Genomic DNA, 15,799 nt, shown 5'->3' with positions numbered 1-15,799 from the left:
ATTCCGAGAGTATCGTGATCGTGTCAATGATTGCTATCGTCCTTACTGCGGCTCAATGGGGGATAAAAACTAAAAGTATAGATGAGCAATAATCCATTGACTATTTCAGGAGAATGATAAATGGATTTCCCATTAGGTTTCGGCTTAGTTTTTTGACCATATCGCTTGTTTCTGCAATTCAGCAGTTAAATGTTTTCAGTTGCCGACACATTTGCTGCAGGGATCTGTTTTCCTTGCGGCTTTGGCTTCTTCCAGTGTCCCGTGTCTAATATTGGATGATTTGGACAATGTATAGCACCAATCGACCGAATGATAGGCATAGCCCCCGTCAACCCAATAAACACAACTGGAATCAAATTTGGGGTAATGTACAAGGCTTTGTTGGTACTCTGTAAGAGTATCCCAAGGCAATTTACCACCGTTTACCTGGATTAAATCGCCCCAGGTTGAATTAAAATCAACTCCATAGGCTTGAGAAATCTCAGGAGTATGATTGGTTTCTGGTGTATCTCTATCACAAGCGGGGCAAAATAGGACGACTGCAGATAAAATTAAACTAAAGGCATGGCGAGTATGTCGCTGAATATTATTGTTGATTACTTTTATCATTTTTCAACAATCCAATGAAAAAATGAATGCAGATCACTAAACCGCGACACATTATTAACAGCGCAATTTTACTCTAACAACCTTTTCATTTCCTCGAATTGGTCTTGCGTGATTTCGCCCTTAACGAACCTGGTCTTCAACAACGTAAGAGGATCCTGAGACTGAGATGAAGCAGATGTTTGAGTGATTGGGTGTGGGGTACGGGCGAGTCTGATTTTTTCCTGCACAATTTTCATCACCTTATCTAACTGGTCTTTAGGCAAGTTGTCGATCACAACATCATCGCTCATAAAATTTTGCCTAATAATGATCGAGCCACAAAGGATTCCCTTTTCCACTTTAAAATTTGCCATGTCATGGTAGCGAAAATCTTCGACCTGTTTCTTGAGACCAAGCGTTGAGGGTTTACACAAGATGATTCTTTCGTGCGTGACAACAATTGAATCTGGGGTAATAGTTGCTTTTAATCTTGACTGCTGTACGACAGCCATTATCTGCTCACCTGGCGCCAAGATTCTTTTAACCTCATTCGGACAATCGATCGCTGGTTGTTGATGCACTGGATTATAGGTCTGACTTCCTGTTTTTGGTGCATTCTGAATTTGCATGCAGTTGGAACAAAACAGAGTATTAGATTTTCCAATTTCAGCACCGCAAGAGACGCAACGCATTTTTAGGTTATTCCTCTCTCTAATTGCTAGCCTTTATTGTATTTTCTAATTAGACGAAAATTCCTTCTTACATAGAAAATGGCGTGTCTGGGTTGACTATATTGCTATTCATTTTTTCGTTTCGTTCACGCGAATTAAAAATGTCAGATAATAGCTGACTTGTTGCACTTCTTCCTGGCTAAGACTCATTGGGGCACGCTCGATATATCCCGAAAGTTGCTTAGGATTTAATACCCAAGTTCCTCGAGAATTGTCTTTTACGAGGTTGTCTACCATCCAATAAGGATAAACAACGACTGGCTTGACAGGGAAGCTTTTACCAGTACTCTTGTAGAGATTCTCAGTAAGCCATTTTGCGTTTCGATTCACTTGTACAATGGGATCACTTGTGGGCTTCAAACTACCGACAACAATATTCTTTCCATCATATACAACCTTGTCATGCGGATTAGGCTTCGTATGGTTTTTAGTTTCAATGGCAAAGATTCCGTGCTCAGAGACTACCACATGGTCTATATTGAAGTCGGGCGTGATAGACACTATATCGTGAAATACCGCGTAGCCCTTACGCTTGAGCCCGTCGAGTACTTCTCCAACTTGTTTTTCTCCATCACTTCCTAGCTGGGCATTGCGTAAGCGCTGGCTAAGTTTACTATCCTCGGTAATAAAATAAACCGCATACCCAATGAGAATCGCTGTGGCGACATACGGTTGAGGTGGAATTCCCAGATAAGGCATCCAAGAATATACCGCAACTGTCAATAGTATCATTACAACTATGAAGTTGCGTGCTCTGAGCAAACGGATGTTTTCAATCTCATAATCAAGAGACTGGCCAGGATAATGAAGGGATGGTGGTCGGGTTGCGGGCTTTTCCCTTTTAGCAGTGAGATTGTTCATTCTATTTACTCAAACGCTTAGCGGACCTGAGTAGAACTTCAAGCTATCTTGGAATCGAATCGACCTGGTATATCTCTGAACCATTTCGATGCTTTCCCAACGGCCAAGATCTTTGATGGTCATTGTATCCACCCCAGCTTTCCTTAGCAAGCAAGCGAATGTCCTTCTAAAAGTATGGGGGTTGCAGGGCAGACCAGTGCGCTCTTCTAGTCGTCTGAGCATCATTACGATTCCCCAGTGATTTATTCCCCAAATATTTTGACCTTTACGCTCCTTGGATAACAGTTCTCTTATATAACCTTCTGAGAGTTCGCCAAAGGGCGCTAGAGCCTCTTTCCTGCCCTTTCCAAGTACTTGTATGGTTCGGTTGCTCCAGTCTATGTGCTGGGCTTGAATGTTTGATAGTTCGCTTAGTCGAAGACCACTCTCAACAAAAAGGGCAATAATTGCCTTATCTCTTTGATTATCTGCCACTTCAATTAGATGTTGTACCTGTTCCTTCGTGAGGCTGGGCATAATCACCTTTGAAAGTATTGGGGCAGTGAGATTGCTTATTGGATTTTTGATTTCAAATGTTGATTCTAACCATGCATAAAAAGCCTTTATTGCTCGGTATGAGGCATGACGAGTTGCCAATCCATTCTTATTAGGTGGAATAGTGTTCAGGTAAAGCTCTATATCAAGTTTATTTGCTTTGAGATAGGAAACTTTTCTTTCAAACTGCCCAAGTCTGTCAAGATAGAATCTAAGTGTTTTGGGGCTGACACCCATTGACGTTCTTGATGATATGAACAGAGCAACATAATCTTCCTGACGAGCATTAGAGGTAGTCTTGTGATTCAAACGTCGAAGTAATTTCTCACTGGGAGGGCGTTTACTGCTTTTTACTTGGGAGATATAGGATTTGCTCAATCCGCTTAACAAGGCAAGTTCGGTCACAGTCAACTTGTTAAGCAGTTTATTCGTGTTTCGCTGACTCTTAATCAGCAGGTTACAGGTTCGAAGCCTGTGCGGCTCACCACTCACACCCCAATTCCCTTGTCAAACCCCCGCCTGACGTTTACACTTAAATCATGATCGACAGACCGGCCGATATCTCCGAGACCATCAACCGCTTGAAAAAGGCTTACCCCAAGTCTCATATCGCTTTGAATTTCACCGATCCCCTCCAACTGCTCACGGCTGTCATTCTTTCGGCGCAAACGACCGACGTCGCTATCAACTCCCTGACACCGGCGCTTTTTGCCAAATACAAGACTGCCGAGGACTATGCCACCGCCGACGTCGAAGAACTCGAGGCTCTAATCAAGAAATCAGGATTCTACCATCAGAAAGCCAAGAGCCTCATCGGCATGGGAAATACCCTTATTGATAAGTTCGGGGGTAAAGTACCGCAGACCATGGAAGAACTGGTGCAGATACCCGGGGCGGCGCGAAAGTCGGCCAACATTGTGCTGTGGAATGCCTTCGGCAAGATTGAGGGCATCGCAGTAGATACCCACGTCGCCCGGTTGTCAAAGAGGCTCGGCTACACACAACAGGAAGACCCGGTGAAGATAGAGAAAGACCTGATGAAAATCGTCCCTTACGACGAGTGGGGACGTGTCGCCCACCTGCTCCAAGACCACGGTCGAGCCGTCTGCACGGCGCGCAAGCCCAACTGCGCCGTCTGCTTTTTGAACGACATCTGCCCCTCGGCGTTCAAGGTCTAGCTGATTTCGGGTAGGCCAAACAGTCTGCGGGCGTTTTGCGCAGTCGCCCGGGCCAGTTCCTCAACTGGGATCTCTCTAATGTCGGCCAGCGCTTGTACCGTCTGAACTAGGTACGACGGCTCGTTGCGCTTGCCACGTTGTCCCTGGGGCGGCAGGAAGGGGCAATCTGTCTCAAGTAGCAAACGCTCTAGCGGGATGTAACGGTAAATGTCGTGGCTCTTGCGTGATGATGGGTAGGTGACATAACTGCCGAGCGAGATGTGGAAGCCGGCTTTGAGGTATCTGTCCGCCGTTTCGATGTCGCCACCGAAGCAGTGGATGACACCCTGTTGATGCCCCGGGTTAGCCGCGGCCCAATCTTCGAGCAGTGGTACGATAGCTGCATCGGCGGCTCGGTTGTGGATGACGACAGGTTTACCAGTTTGTACCGCCAGGTCTAGCTGGAATGTCAGGGCCTTAAATTGGACTGCCTCGGAGAACGGTTTGTGGTAGAAATCCAGGCCGGTTTCACCGATGGCGACGACCTTTGGACTGGCCGCTAATTTCGCCAAATCCGCTAGCGTTTCATCGGTGGCTGCCGCAGAGTCGCATGGGTGGATGCCGACGGTGGCGTAGATATTGTCGTGTGCTGCGGCCAATCCGATGGCTTTCTTGCTCGAAGGAATGTCAATTCCGATGGTGATGATGGTGTTTACACCGGCATCATCCGCCCGTATCAGCACATCGTCGAGATCCGGGGCAAAGTCCGGCAGGTCGAGGTGTGCGTGGCTGTCGATCAGGTCGAGGGACATTTAGGGGCCGAACATCGCCGCCGCGGCCTCGGATAGTTCCAGCGCCGCCGCCGGGACGATGCCGAAAAGGAGAATGCCGATGAGCGACAGAGCCAGGGCGGTCTTCAACGCACCGGAAGCCGGTACGTCGATACGCTCCGCCGGTTCACGCAGCCACAGCAACTTGATAACACCGAAGTAATAGTAGGCGGAGATGACGGTGTTGATGGCCGCCAGCACCACCAGCCACAGCAAGTCGGCCTGGACGCCGGCGTTAAAGATATAGAACTTGGCCAGGAAGCCGGCAGTCGGCGGGAAGCCGATGAGTGACAGGAGCGCCAGGGTCAGCGCTCCGGCCATGACCGGCGAGGTGCGGGCCAGCCCGGCGTAATCGGCGAAGTTGTCCGATCCCAGCCGCCGGGAGATGGCGATGACGGCGATGAAGGCAGCCAGGTCGGAGACGGCGAAGGCAATGAGGTAGAAGAGGACTGAGCTGACCGCCAGCGTCGAAAGGTCCGGCGCGTTGCCCAGGGCGGCCAAGCCGACCAGGATATAGCCGGCGTGGGCCACGGTGGAGAAGCCCAGCAGGCGCTTGATGTTCTGCTGGGGGATAGCCATCAGATTGCCCAGCGTCATGCCGATAGCCGAGACGATGGCGACGACCGGCGCCCACTGCTGGGCTAGCGCCCCGGGCTCGACGAAGGCGGAGCCCAAGACCCTCAGGATGAGGGCGAAACCGGCCGCCTTGGAAGCGACCGAGAGGTACATAGTGATGGGCGTCGGCGCGCCTTCATAGACGTCAGGCACCCAGAACTGGAAAGGCACGGCGGCAATCTTGAAGCCCAGCCCGGCGATAACCAGCACCAGACCCATGAGCAGGCCGGGGCTGTTAAGGATCTCGGCCGGAGGCATCGATTGGATGGCCGCGGCGATATCGGCGAGGCCGGTGGAGCCAGTGAAGCCGAAGACCAGGGCCATGCCGTAGACCAGCACTGCCGAGGCCACGCCGGATAGCAGCACGTACTTTAATGCCGACTCGGTGGACTTCTTATCCTTCTGAATGCCCACGAGGACATAGAAGGCCACGGCGGTGATCTCCAGCGACAGGTAGAGGGTGATCAGGTTCGATGCCTGGGCGATAAGCATCATGCCCAGAGCAGCCAGCAGCACCAGGGCGTGGTATTCGCCGTGGTATTTGCGGAACTTATCGACGTAGTCTTCCGAGGCCAGGATGACCAATCCGGCCATCAATGGGAAGAAGACCTTGAAGAACGAAGCAAAGGGATCGTGGGCCACCATGCCGCCGAATAAAGTCTGCGGCGCGTCGGGCCACTGGATAATCGCCATCCCGATGGCGGTGGCAAGGCCGGCTAAAGCCAGGCCGACCAAAACCTTCTTCCGGGTAATGAACAGGTCGGCCAGGATGACGGCCAGGGCAGTGCCCAGGACGATGAGTTCCGGCAGGAGGAGGCTGTAGTCCAACTATGAGCCTCCGAACAGGGCGGCGATAGGCTTCAGGCCGCTGTCAAGAACGTCGGTGATGATGCGCGGGTACAGGCCGATGACGAACATGGCGGCGATGAAGATGACGGAGAAGGCTTGCTCCACCCGGTCGGCGTCATGGACGCCCTCGAAGCGCGGCAGCGGTTGGCCGAAGAAGACGCGCTGGACCGTCCACAGGATGTAAGCCGCGGCCAGGAGGATGCCCAAAAGGCAGATGAGAGTGAAGACCTGAATGCCCTCGACTACGCCACTGGAATAGGCGCCAAGGAACACCATGACTTCTGCAATAAAACCGGAAGTCGCCGGTACGGCCATGGCGCCAAGACCGCCAAGGATGAAGATTACGGCAGTGCGCGGCGTCTGCTGCGCCAAGCCGCCGAGTTTGGGAATGGACCGCTCATGCGTATTATGCATCACGACACCGACGATGGCAAAGAGCAGGCCGGTAATGACGCCGTGGGATACCATCTGAAGCGATGCACCGACCAGCGATACCTGGCCCAGGGCGAAGATACCCAACAGGACGAAGCCCATATGGCTGATGGAGGAGTAGGCGATGAGGCGTTTGATATCAGTCTGCTTCAAGGTAATGGCGCCGCCGTAAACGACGTTGATCACCGCCAGCACGAGAATAAAAGGGGCGAACTTCAGGGCCTCCTCGGGGAACACGGCGGCATTGATGCGGATCATGGCGTAGCCGCCCATTTTAAGAAGAGTACCGGCAAGGATGACAGAGACCGCGGTGGGGGCGTCGGTGTGGGCGTCCGGTAGCCAGGTGTGGAAGGGGAATACCGGCAGTTTGATGGCGAAACCCAGGAAGAAGAAGACGAAGGTTAGGGCCAGCGAACTGGTCTTCAAGACTTCGGTCAGGTCGGTGTTGATAAGGTTGACGATGTCCAGCGAACCGGTGGCAAAGTACAGGATAAGGATGCCAGCCAGTATGAAAGCACCGCCAAGAAGGGTGTAGAGGACGTATTTAAGTGCCGAGTATTCGCGGCGGCCGGCGCCCCATATGGAGATGAGGAAGTACATCGGGATGAGTTCCAGCTCCCAAAAGATGAAAAAGAGTAAGAAATCGGTGGCCAGGAAGACTCCAGTGATGGAAGCCTGGAGCAGCAGCACCCAGGCGAAGTATTCGCGAACCCGGAGGTTGATCTTCCATGAGATGAGGATGACCAGGAAGCCGATGAAGGTGGTCAGTAACAAGAAGGGCAGCGAAAGGCCGTCGACACCAAGTGCATAATTGGCGTTGATGAGGGGTATCCAGGAGACTTTCTCGGCGTACTGCATAGAGCCGCCGGCAGTACGGTCGAAGCCGGCGAAAACGATCACCGAAAGGATGAACGGTACAATGGTCGCCAGGAGCGAAAGAACCTTGATGCCCGAAGCCGGAAGCCGCGGCCAGAAGGCTATAAGTATCGCCGCCGCGATAGGGATGGCGATGGTGAGCGTCAAATAGGGTATCTCCAAATCTACCTCCTATTAGCCGGCAAGAAAGACGATCACGGCCACGGCCAGGATGCCGAAGGCGATGAACAGGCCGTAGTTCTGAAGCTGACCGGTCTGGGCACGCCGCAGCAAAGAGCCGGCGGCGATAGTATTTTCAGCCATCGCGTCAACGGTGCCGTCGACCGCCTTCTCATCGAAGTACTTGAACTTGCCGAAAAGTTTCCTGGTGACGGCGTTTTCGACGATCACGGTGTTCAAGCCGTTGTCCAGCACACGGGAATCGAAGAATTGCAGGCCGGAGAATACGCCGCGCAATAACAGTATCTCGCCGATTACCTTCTCGTACAGCTCGTCGAAGAAATATTTACGCTTGACCAGTTCGTAGAAGACGCCGAAACGGCGGCTGATGGATTCGGCCGACAGCCAACCCTTCAAATAGATGGCATAAGCCAAAAAGATACCTGCCGCGGCTAGCCCCAGCGACAGCCAGGTCAGGGGGTGAGCGAAGGCGCCGAAAAGCCCTTCGATGACGCTCGTCTCCTCGCCATGGCCTAGCAAGCCTCCGAAGCCGCCGGTCAGGTTGAGGAAGCCGGAGAATGCGGCCGGCACTGCCAGTAAAAGCAGTGGTGCGGTCATTACCCAGGGCGATTCGTGTGGGTGGCTGTGGCCGCGGTAATGCCCGTGGAAACCCAGGAACATCAGCCGGAACATGTAGAAAGCGGTGATGAAGACGGTGGCCAGCGCCAGCGCCATGAGTAATGGCTGGGACGAAGAGCCGGCGATGATCTCGTCCTTGCTGAAGAAACCGGACAGCGGCCAGATTCCAGCCATCGAAACCGAAGCGATGAGCATGGTCCAGTAGGTTTTGGGCATGTGTTGTTTCAGCCCGCCCATCTGCCGCAGGTCGAAGGTGCCGGTGGCGTGGTTGACCGAACCGGAACCAAGAAACAGCAGGCTCTTGAAGAAGGCGTGGTTCACCAGGTGGAACATGGCTACGGCCACGCCGCCGGTGCCCAAGCCCAGCATCATATAGCCGAGTTGGGAAATGGTGGAGTACGCTAGGACACGCTTCATGTCGTGCATCACCAGTCCCATCGAGGCGGCAAAAATGGCGGTGACGCCGCCGATGACGGCCACCATGGTCAGCGCCGTCGTTGAGTGCTCGAACATAGGGAAGGTGCGGGCCACCAGGAAGACACCGGCGGCGACCATGGTCGCCGCGTGGATGAGGGCCGAGACCGGCGTCGGGCCTTCCATGGCGTCGGGCAGCCAGACGTGCAACGGGAACTGGGCGCTCTTGCCCACCGCCCCCATGAAGATGCCCAGCGCCGCCCATGTCAGCACGCCACCGGCCAGGACGCCAGCTACGGCCAGTTCGTTGAGTTCGTGGATATTGAGGGTTCCGGTCGCAGCGAACAGTACTAGGATCGCCGCCAAAAAGCCGAAATCGCCGACGCGAGTGATGATAAAGGCCTTCTTGGCGGCACTGGCCGCCGCCGGGCGTTGGAACCAGAAGCCGATGAGCAGATAGGAGCACAAGCCTACCAGTTCCCAAAAGGCGAAGGTAATGAACAGGTTGCCTGAAAGCACCAGCCCGATCATGGAGGCGGAGAATAGCGACAGTACTGCATAATAGCGCTCGAAGCCGGGATCCCCGTGCATGTAGCCCATGGAGTAGATGTTGACCATAAGTGCCACGGCGCAGATTACCACCAGCATCACCGACGTCAGACCGTCGAGGATGATGCTCATCTCGATATTGAGGCTGCCGACGGACAACCATTCCAGAGGGGCGATAAAGATTTCGTGCTCCTCGGCGCCCAGAACGGCGGCAAGCGCCCACAGCGCCAGGGCCATGGCAAGACCGATGGCGCCGATACCGATATAGCCGGAGACCTCAGCCCGCAGCTTCAGTACCGGCTTGACGACCAGAGAAATCAAGGCGAAGGCGCCCAGCGGAAGCAGGAAGATCGCCCAAACAAACGGTTGCGTTATCAAGTCATTCGCTCCATGGTTACCATTTCATCAGGTCGATCTTGGTGGCGTCGATGGTGTCGCGGGAGCGGTAGATGGACATGATGATGGCCAGAGCTACGGTGGCCTCGGCGGCGGCCACGACGATGATGAAAATGGCGAATACCTGCCCGGTCAGGAGTCCCGGCACGACGAAACGGGAAAAGGCGACCATGGCGATGGCCGCGGCGTTGAGCATTAGTTCGATGCACATCAATATCACCACGGCGCTCTTTTTGGATAGCGCGCCCCATAAGCCGATACCGAAGAGCACCGCCGAAAGGATGAGATAGTGGTCCAGACCGACTTCCATCACTTGTCCCTCACCAGAATGATGGCGCCGATTATGGCGGTGAGCATCAGCACCGCGGCCATCTCCAGCGGCAGCATGAAGTTATCCGGGGTAAACAGCAGGTTGGCCAGTATCGGCGTAGTCGGTTCGGCCGGTTCGGCAGTAGAGATGTTCCAGTCGGTGGCCAGCATCGAGAAAACGAGAGCCGCGGCGACAAAGCCGCTGCCCAGGAGCGCCGGCATGGCCTGTTTGTTGGTTAGACTGCCTAGGGTGATCTCCCGGGTCAGCATGATGGCCAGGATGATGAGCACCGAGATAGCGCCTACATAAATGAGTACCTGGATGGCGGCCAGGAAATCCGCCGAGAGGCTGGCAAATAGCCCGGCTACCAGGAAGAAGCACAGCACCAGCATTAAGGAGGCGCGGAAGATGTTCTTGAGCAGCACTACCGCCAGTGCGCTTATGATGATACCCGCTGAAAAGATCAAGAATGCGAGAGCCATTACTTTAACCCTCGCTTCCTGAGATCTTCAAGATAGGTCGTCTGGTCGATTAAGAGCGTCTGCGGCGGCAGAGCGGAGCTGATCTCCGGGCGGTAGTAGCCGGAGCGGGGCCGCGCCGCATCGTCTACGAGCAGTTCGTCATTGGACCGCACTATCTCACGGCAACGACCGTCTGAGGGAGTATTCCCCGTCTTGGCGCCGCTGAAGGTGGAGCAGCGGTGTGTAGTGTTGGTATAGTTGTACCCCAGGTAGATGGAGATGCCGGTCGGGCATGACTCAATGCATAAACCGCAAAAAATACACAGTCCCAAGTCTACGGTAATATCATCGGTTTTTAGTTTTTTATCTTCTCCTCGCGACACGGCCATTGAGATGCATTGCACCGGGCAAGCGCGTTCGCAGGCACGGCAGGAGATGCAGGACTCCCGGTCCCAAATGATGTCGGTGCCTCGAATACGCCTCGACATATTGAGTCTCTGCTCCGGGTACTGCACTGTAATCCATTTTCGGCCGATATGATTTAACGTTACCTTTAGACCGCGCAGCAGTCCCTCGCCGAAATTATTAAGTGACGGCATGGCCGCCTCCGGTGCGGAATTGACGGCTGGCTAGCACTACTAGCACTGCAGCCAGACCGAGGTTCAGCGGAACAGCCAGCCATATCTGTTCGTTGAAGCCGGTGAGCACCAACCCGGCGGTGATGAGGAGGTTTGCTACCGACAGCGGCAGCAGGAACTTCCAGCAGAAAGCCATGACTTGATCGATCCTTAGGCGCGGGAAGGTCGCCCGCACCCACATGATGAACGAGAACACAGCCACGATCTTGATAATAAGCCAAATGAATCCAGGCAATATCGGCCCAGCCCAACCGCCCAGGAACAAGGTGCTGGCTACGGCGGAGACTGATAACGTCTCAGCATACTCCGTGAGGTAAAACAGTCCGAACTTCATGCCGGAGTATTCTGTCTGGAAACCGGCGATAATCTCCGAGTCGGCCTCCAATAGATCGAACGGGGTGCGGTTGATCTCGGCCATGGCGGCTGTCATATATATGAGGAAGCCGAGGGGTTGGATAAGGATGAACGGCACCTGCTGGGCTTTGACAATATCGTTCAAAGACAGCGATCCGGCCAGCATGACGGTACCGAGGATGGACAGCACCAGAGGTATTTCATAGCTGACCTCCTGGGCGATTGTGCGCATGGCGCCGAGTAGGGAGTACTTGTTGGAAGAAGACCAGCCGGCCATGAAAATACCGATGACCACTATGGAACTGACAGCCATGATGTAAAGGATGCCGATGTTTAGATCGGCCAGCATCGCGCCATCGCCGAAGGGGACGACGGCAAAAACGGCCAGCGCCGGCACGAAAGCCACCATCGGCGCCAGGAAATGCACCGGCTTGTCGGCTAGCGCCGGCACAATGTCCTCTTTGAGTAGCACCTTGACGGCATCGGCCAGCGGCTGCAGCAGGCCGAAAGGCCCGGCGCGGTTCGGGCCGGGGCGCAACTGAAAACGCCCCAGGCCGCGGCGCTCGTACCAGATAAAAAAGAGGACGCCGGTAATAACGAAGACGAAGACGATCAGGGTGAAGAGGGCGAAGTGCAGCCAGTCCATCAGCGGTCCACCTCGCCCATGACGATGTCGATGGAACCAAAGATGGCCATCAAATCCGCCACCTTCCAACCCAAGAGCATTTCTTTAAGTGCCGTGAGGTTGATCAGGCTAGGCGCCCGTACGTGCCAGCGGTAAGGGTTTTCAGATCCATCAGCGACAACGAAGAAGCCGAGTTCGCCCTTTGGTCCCTCGACTGCAGTGTAGGTCTCGCTGGCCGGTGGCCGTATGAGTTTCGACACCTTAGCCATGGTCTCGCCGGCGGGCAATTGTGCAATCGCTTGCTTTAGAATCCGGACGCTCTGTCGGATCTCTTCCAGTCGTACTGCATAGCGGTCGTAGGTGTCACCTATCTCGCCAGTCGGGATATCGAACTCGAACCGATCGTAGATGGAATAAGGTTGGTTCTTGCGCAGGTCCCACTTTATGCCCGAACCCCGAAGCACAGGTCCGGCTGCCGAGGCGTTAACAGCCAGTTCCTTCGGCAAGATACCTACGCCCTTAGCCCGAACCAACACGATTTCGTTGGTGGAGATCAGCTTGTCGTATTCATTGATGAAGCCGGGCATACCGTCCAGCAGTTTCTTAAGCGCTGGCAGGAACTCCTCCGGTAAGTCCATGGAGACACCGCCGAAGCGCATGTAGTTGTAATTCAGACGTTGGCCGCAGGCCATGTCGAAAAGCTCGACGATCTTCTCGCGCTCACGGAACATATACAAAAGAGGCGTCGAGAAAGCGCCGATATCGTTCATGAAAAAGCCGATACCAGCCAGGTGAGAGGCCATCCGTTGTAGTTCGGCCATTATGACCCGGATATATTGCGCCCGCTCCGGGACGGTGATGTTGAGGAGATTCTCGACAGCCATGCAATAGGCCTGGTTGTTGATCATGGAGGACAGGTAGTCCAGCCGGTCGGTCAGCGGGATGTTCTTGGTGTAGTTTCGTCCCTCGGCGATTTTCTCCATGCCTCGGTGGAGGTAACCGAAAATGGGCTCGACATCGACGATAACTTCACCGTCGAGGGTCAACCGCAGCCGGAAGACGCCGTGGGTGGAAGGGTGCTGTGGGCCGACGTTGATGACATAATGCTCGGTTTTAAGGACCACGATTCACCCAGTCCTTTCGCAGCGGAAAGCCCGGAAACCCTTCCCACATGAACAACCGCTTGAGGTTGGGGTGGCCGGAAAATTCGATGCCGAACAGATCAAAGATCTCTCGCTCCTGGAGATCGGCACCCCGCCAGATGGGTGTGACAGAGGGCACAGCCGGACTAACCCTGTCTACTACAGGCACCCTCATGGTGAGCCGTTGGTTTTTAGTTAGAGAATAGAGGTGGTAGATCAAAGTGAAATCGGTCTTGTGATCGATGGCGGTGACCGAACTCAGATAATCCAAGTTTAAATTAGGGTCGTCGCGTAGAAACGCGGCAACCTCGGCCAGGCGAGGCGGCTCGACGATGAGCCGTTTATCATCGGCCGCCGCAACACCGTCGCCGAATCGCTCACGGATGAGGGCGGCGATCTCGATGAAAGCGATGTCTTTCATAAAACGCCGGGTGCCTTTCTGGTGGGGCTCATCTTTTCGATCTTGTTGTGGATCTCCATGATGGCTTGTAGCAGGGCTTCCGGCCTCGGTGGACAGCCGGGAACGTAGACATCAATGGGCACGACCCTATTGAATCCCGGCACCACGGAGTACGAACCCTTAAAGATACCCCCGGAGGTGCCGCAGGCGCCCATCGCCAGCACCCACTTGGGCTCCGGCATTTGTTCGTAGATACGCTTCAGCCACGGTGCCATTTTCCAGGTCAGTGTGCCGGCTATGATCATCAGGTCCGCCTGGCGCGGAGAGGCTCGGAAAACTTCCATGCCGAAGCGCGCGATATCGAAACGCGAAGCTGCGGTGCACATCATTTCAATAGCGCAGCAAGCCAGACCGAAAGTCACAGGCCACAGAGAGTAATGGCGGGACCAGTTAATGACTTTATCAACGGTGGTTAGTAAGATATTACCCGGCAGTGGCGGCGCGCCGATCCAGTCGGCCGGATCGGGGATAGCGGTCTGGTGCTCGGTGAAAAAACTCTCGACGATGGCGCCCTCTCGAGCGTCTAGCTCGATGTCGGAGTAGGCCGATGGTCTCAGGTTTTCTATTGCCATTCCAGGGCTCCCTTTTTCCAGGCGTAAAGGTAGCCGACGGTGACGATAATCAAGAAGAAGGCGATGATGAAAAAACCGGTCATCCCCAAGTCACCTAAACTCGATGCCCAGGGGTATAGAAAAACCGCCAGAACATCCATGACGATGAGCATCAGGGCGTAGATATAGTAGCGGAAGTTGAATTGCACCCAACTGCGGCCGGTGGTCTCCATGCCGCATTCATAGGTTTCCAGCTTGATCTTAGTGGGTTTTCTGGGCACGATCCGCGTCAGCCGTGAAAGCACCGCCGGTATTCCAAGGGTTATGAGGATAAACGTGCAACCGAAAATGAGGAAAAGCCCGATATAGCCGAATTGAGAGAGCATAGTTTGTCAGCCTCCGGATATCGGTACTAGGACGAAAGTATTAGTACATTATACATTAACTCGAGGCCTGGAAACAATTGTCCAGTATGTTGACTTTCAATCTTTGAAAAACCTGAAGAGTAACGGGTTCCTTCTGCTATAGGATAGCGATTCATGACCGCGGAGGCAAGAGCATACTCCCGAACCAGTAGTTAAGCTCGAGCGTTAACTTAGAAAAAGTAACTAGTTTTTCTGGCGGAGAGGGTGGGATTCGAACCCACGCTCCGGATGAACGGAGATCGCTTTTCGAGAGCGACACCATAAGCCACTCGGACACCTCTCCGGGGGGTATTTTAGCGTAAAGAAGTAGTAAAGTGAAACAATGTGGATTCGTATTCCTGGTTCTACACAAGTTGATACAACAACTTGAATGAAACACTGATGCTGTGTTATATTTACCTTTGCTTTATTCTTACGGGAGGTAGCCGGCATATAATTAAGGAACTTCGAATCAACGAAAAGATACTTGGAAGAGAAGTCAGGGTGGTCGGGGAGAATGGAGAACAACTCGGGGTGATGACAGTCGCCCAGGCAAAAGATATGGCGCGCCGGGCGAATGTCGATCTCGTGGAAGTTGCACCTACATCGATACCTCCAGTTTGCCGGTTGATGGATTATGGCAAGTACCGTTACGAACAGACAAAAAAAGAACGGGAAGCCAAAAAGGGTCAGAAGCTTTCACTATTGAAAGAAGTCAGGCTACGGCCCAAAATTGGAGAGCATGATTACGAAGCAAAAGTTCGAAGTGTTAGGAAACAACTCGAAGACGGCGATAAAGTAAAACTAACCATTATGTTCCGGGGGCGTGAAATCACACACTCGGAACTGGGTATTAAAATCCTGAAACGTGCTGCTGAAGATTTAACCGACATTTCAACGGTTGAAGGACAACCGACACTCCTGGGATCGCGAATCCACCTGATGTTGCTACCAAAAACTACCAATAAAGGTAACAAAAATAAAGAAGGTTCATTAGAAGATGCCGAAACTAAAAACGCATAAAGGCGCACAAAACCGGTTTAAGATCACTGGCACTGGGAAAATGATGCGGATGAAGGGTTTAAAAAGTCATCTGCGCCGCAACAAGTCAAAGAGAGCTCGACGTCAATTCGACGAAATGATTCCGGTTGCCAAGGTAGATGTTCAACGCTTGGGGCGTTTGATACCCTACGGATCCGCGTAAAAAATATAAAAGGATAACAT

19 protein-coding genes and 1 tRNA gene are annotated in these 15,799 nt (G+C 53.5%); 3 read left to right on the top strand and 17 right to left on the bottom strand.

The window, feature by feature from the left end:
* Positions 1 to 195 precede the first annotated feature (195 nt).
* The 4 genes from DEALK_RS09995 to DEALK_RS07425 all read right to left on the bottom strand — a co-directional run bounded on the left by DEALK_RS09995 (position 196) and on the right by DEALK_RS07425 (position 3,206).
* Complete coding sequence (locus DEALK_RS09995; protein ID WP_144437092.1) at positions 196 to 609, bottom strand: hypothetical protein; 414 nt, start codon at positions 607 to 609, stop codon at positions 196 to 198.
* A 68-nt stretch (positions 610 to 677) separates the two neighbouring features.
* A complete protein-coding gene (locus DEALK_RS10280; RefSeq protein WP_083496409.1) occupies positions 678 to 1,280 on the bottom strand; it encodes a PH domain-containing protein in 603 nt (200 codons plus the stop codon).
* Between the two features lie 108 nt (positions 1,281 to 1,388).
* Complete coding sequence (locus DEALK_RS07430; protein WP_083496408.1) at positions 1,389 to 2,180, bottom strand: nuclease-related domain-containing protein; 792 nt, start codon at positions 2,178 to 2,180, stop codon at positions 1,389 to 1,391.
* 9 nt (positions 2,181 to 2,189) lie between these two features.
* Positions 2,190 to 3,206 carry a tyrosine-type recombinase/integrase gene (locus DEALK_RS07425; protein WP_058439605.1) on the bottom strand — a complete coding sequence of 339 codons (1,017 nt, stop codon included), beginning with the start codon at positions 3,204 to 3,206 and terminating at the stop codon, positions 2,190 to 2,192.
* 47 nt (positions 3,207 to 3,253) lie between these two features.
* On the opposite strand from DEALK_RS07425, the gene nth reads away from it, so the two are divergent.
* Positions 3,254 to 3,892, top strand: coding sequence for an endonuclease III (gene nth, locus DEALK_RS07420; protein WP_116632683.1), 639 nt, complete (start codon positions 3,254 to 3,256; stop codon positions 3,890 to 3,892).
* Here the strand turns inward: nth and DEALK_RS07415 are convergent.
* The 13 genes from DEALK_RS07415 to DEALK_RS07355 form a co-directional block, all read right to left on the bottom strand.
* A complete protein-coding gene (locus DEALK_RS07415; RefSeq protein WP_058439603.1) occupies positions 3,889 to 4,683 on the bottom strand; it encodes a TatD family hydrolase in 795 nt (264 codons plus the stop codon). The two genes, nth and DEALK_RS07415, sit on opposite strands and share 4 nt — an antisense overlap.
* A complete protein-coding gene (locus tag DEALK_RS07410) occupies positions 4,684 to 6,144 on the bottom strand; it encodes an NADH-quinone oxidoreductase subunit N (protein ID WP_240608127.1) in 1,461 nt (486 codons plus the stop codon).
* Complete coding sequence (locus DEALK_RS07405) at positions 6,145 to 7,635, bottom strand: complex I subunit 4 family protein (RefSeq protein WP_058439602.1); 1,491 nt, start codon at positions 7,633 to 7,635, stop codon at positions 6,145 to 6,147. It lies immediately after the preceding gene.
* 12 nt (positions 7,636 to 7,647) lie between these two features.
* Positions 7,648 to 9,612: an NADH-quinone oxidoreductase subunit L gene (nuoL, locus tag DEALK_RS07400; protein WP_240608131.1), complete on the bottom strand. Its 1,965-nt coding sequence runs from the start codon at positions 9,610 to 9,612 to the stop codon at positions 7,648 to 7,650.
* A gap of 16 nt (positions 9,613 to 9,628) precedes the next feature.
* On the bottom strand, positions 9,629 to 9,940 hold the full coding sequence (gene nuoK, locus DEALK_RS07395) for an NADH-quinone oxidoreductase subunit NuoK (protein WP_058439601.1): 312 nt from the start codon (positions 9,938 to 9,940) through the stop codon (positions 9,629 to 9,631).
* A complete protein-coding gene (locus tag DEALK_RS07390) occupies positions 9,940 to 10,422 on the bottom strand; it encodes an NADH-quinone oxidoreductase subunit J family protein (RefSeq protein ID WP_058439600.1) in 483 nt (160 codons plus the stop codon). Before DEALK_RS07390 ends, nuoK begins: the two co-directional genes overlap by 1 nt.
* Positions 10,422 to 11,000 (bottom strand): 4Fe-4S binding protein, encoded by a 579-nt coding sequence (locus DEALK_RS07385; RefSeq protein ID WP_058439599.1) that lies wholly within the window; start codon positions 10,998 to 11,000, stop codon positions 10,422 to 10,424. The genes DEALK_RS07390 and DEALK_RS07385 overlap by 1 nt, the downstream gene beginning before the upstream one ends.
* Positions 10,987 to 12,039, bottom strand: a complete 1,053-nt coding sequence (gene nuoH / locus DEALK_RS07380) for an NADH-quinone oxidoreductase subunit NuoH (protein WP_425479153.1) — start codon at positions 12,037 to 12,039, stop codon at positions 10,987 to 10,989. Before nuoH ends, DEALK_RS07385 begins: the two co-directional genes overlap by 14 nt.
* Entirely contained in the window at positions 12,039 to 13,142 is a 1,104-nt protein-coding gene (locus tag DEALK_RS07375; RefSeq protein ID WP_058439598.1) for an NADH-quinone oxidoreductase subunit D, read from the bottom strand. Before DEALK_RS07375 ends, nuoH begins: the two co-directional genes overlap by 1 nt.
* On the bottom strand, positions 13,132 to 13,581 hold the full coding sequence (locus DEALK_RS07370) for an NADH-quinone oxidoreductase subunit C (protein WP_058439597.1): 450 nt from the start codon (positions 13,579 to 13,581) through the stop codon (positions 13,132 to 13,134). The genes DEALK_RS07375 and DEALK_RS07370 overlap by 11 nt, the downstream gene beginning before the upstream one ends.
* Positions 13,578 to 14,192: an NADH-quinone oxidoreductase subunit B gene (locus DEALK_RS07365; protein ID WP_058439596.1), complete on the bottom strand. Its 615-nt coding sequence runs from the start codon at positions 14,190 to 14,192 to the stop codon at positions 13,578 to 13,580. Before DEALK_RS07365 ends, DEALK_RS07370 begins: the two co-directional genes overlap by 4 nt.
* Positions 14,183 to 14,557: an NADH-quinone oxidoreductase subunit A gene (locus DEALK_RS07360; protein WP_058439595.1), complete on the bottom strand. Its 375-nt coding sequence runs from the start codon at positions 14,555 to 14,557 to the stop codon at positions 14,183 to 14,185. The genes DEALK_RS07365 and DEALK_RS07360 overlap by 10 nt, the downstream gene beginning before the upstream one ends.
* Before the next feature lie 232 nt (positions 14,558 to 14,789).
* Positions 14,790 to 14,879 (bottom strand) — tRNA-Ser (locus DEALK_RS07355).
* A 98-nt stretch (positions 14,880 to 14,977) separates the two neighbouring features.
* Between DEALK_RS07355 and infC the strand changes: the two genes are divergently transcribed.
* Together infC and rpmI are read left to right on the top strand one after the other, a co-directional pair.
* On the top strand, positions 14,978 to 15,598 hold the full coding sequence (gene infC, locus DEALK_RS07350; protein WP_083496465.1) for a translation initiation factor IF-3: 621 nt from the start codon (positions 14,978 to 14,980) through the stop codon (positions 15,596 to 15,598).
* Positions 15,576 to 15,779 carry a 50S ribosomal protein L35 gene (rpmI, locus tag DEALK_RS09835; protein ID WP_083496407.1) on the top strand — a complete coding sequence of 68 codons (204 nt, stop codon included), beginning with the start codon at positions 15,576 to 15,578 and terminating at the stop codon, positions 15,777 to 15,779. Before infC ends, rpmI begins: the two co-directional genes overlap by 23 nt.
* Positions 15,780 to 15,799 lie beyond the last annotated feature (20 nt).

It is taken from the genome of Dehalogenimonas alkenigignens, assembly GCF_001466665.1.
Lineage (GTDB): Bacteria > Chloroflexota > Dehalococcoidia > Dehalococcoidales > Dehalococcoidaceae > Dehalogenimonas > Dehalogenimonas alkenigignens.
The sequence above is the reverse complement of the archived record's forward strand: the minus strand, read 5'-3'. Positions and strand labels throughout refer to the sequence as shown.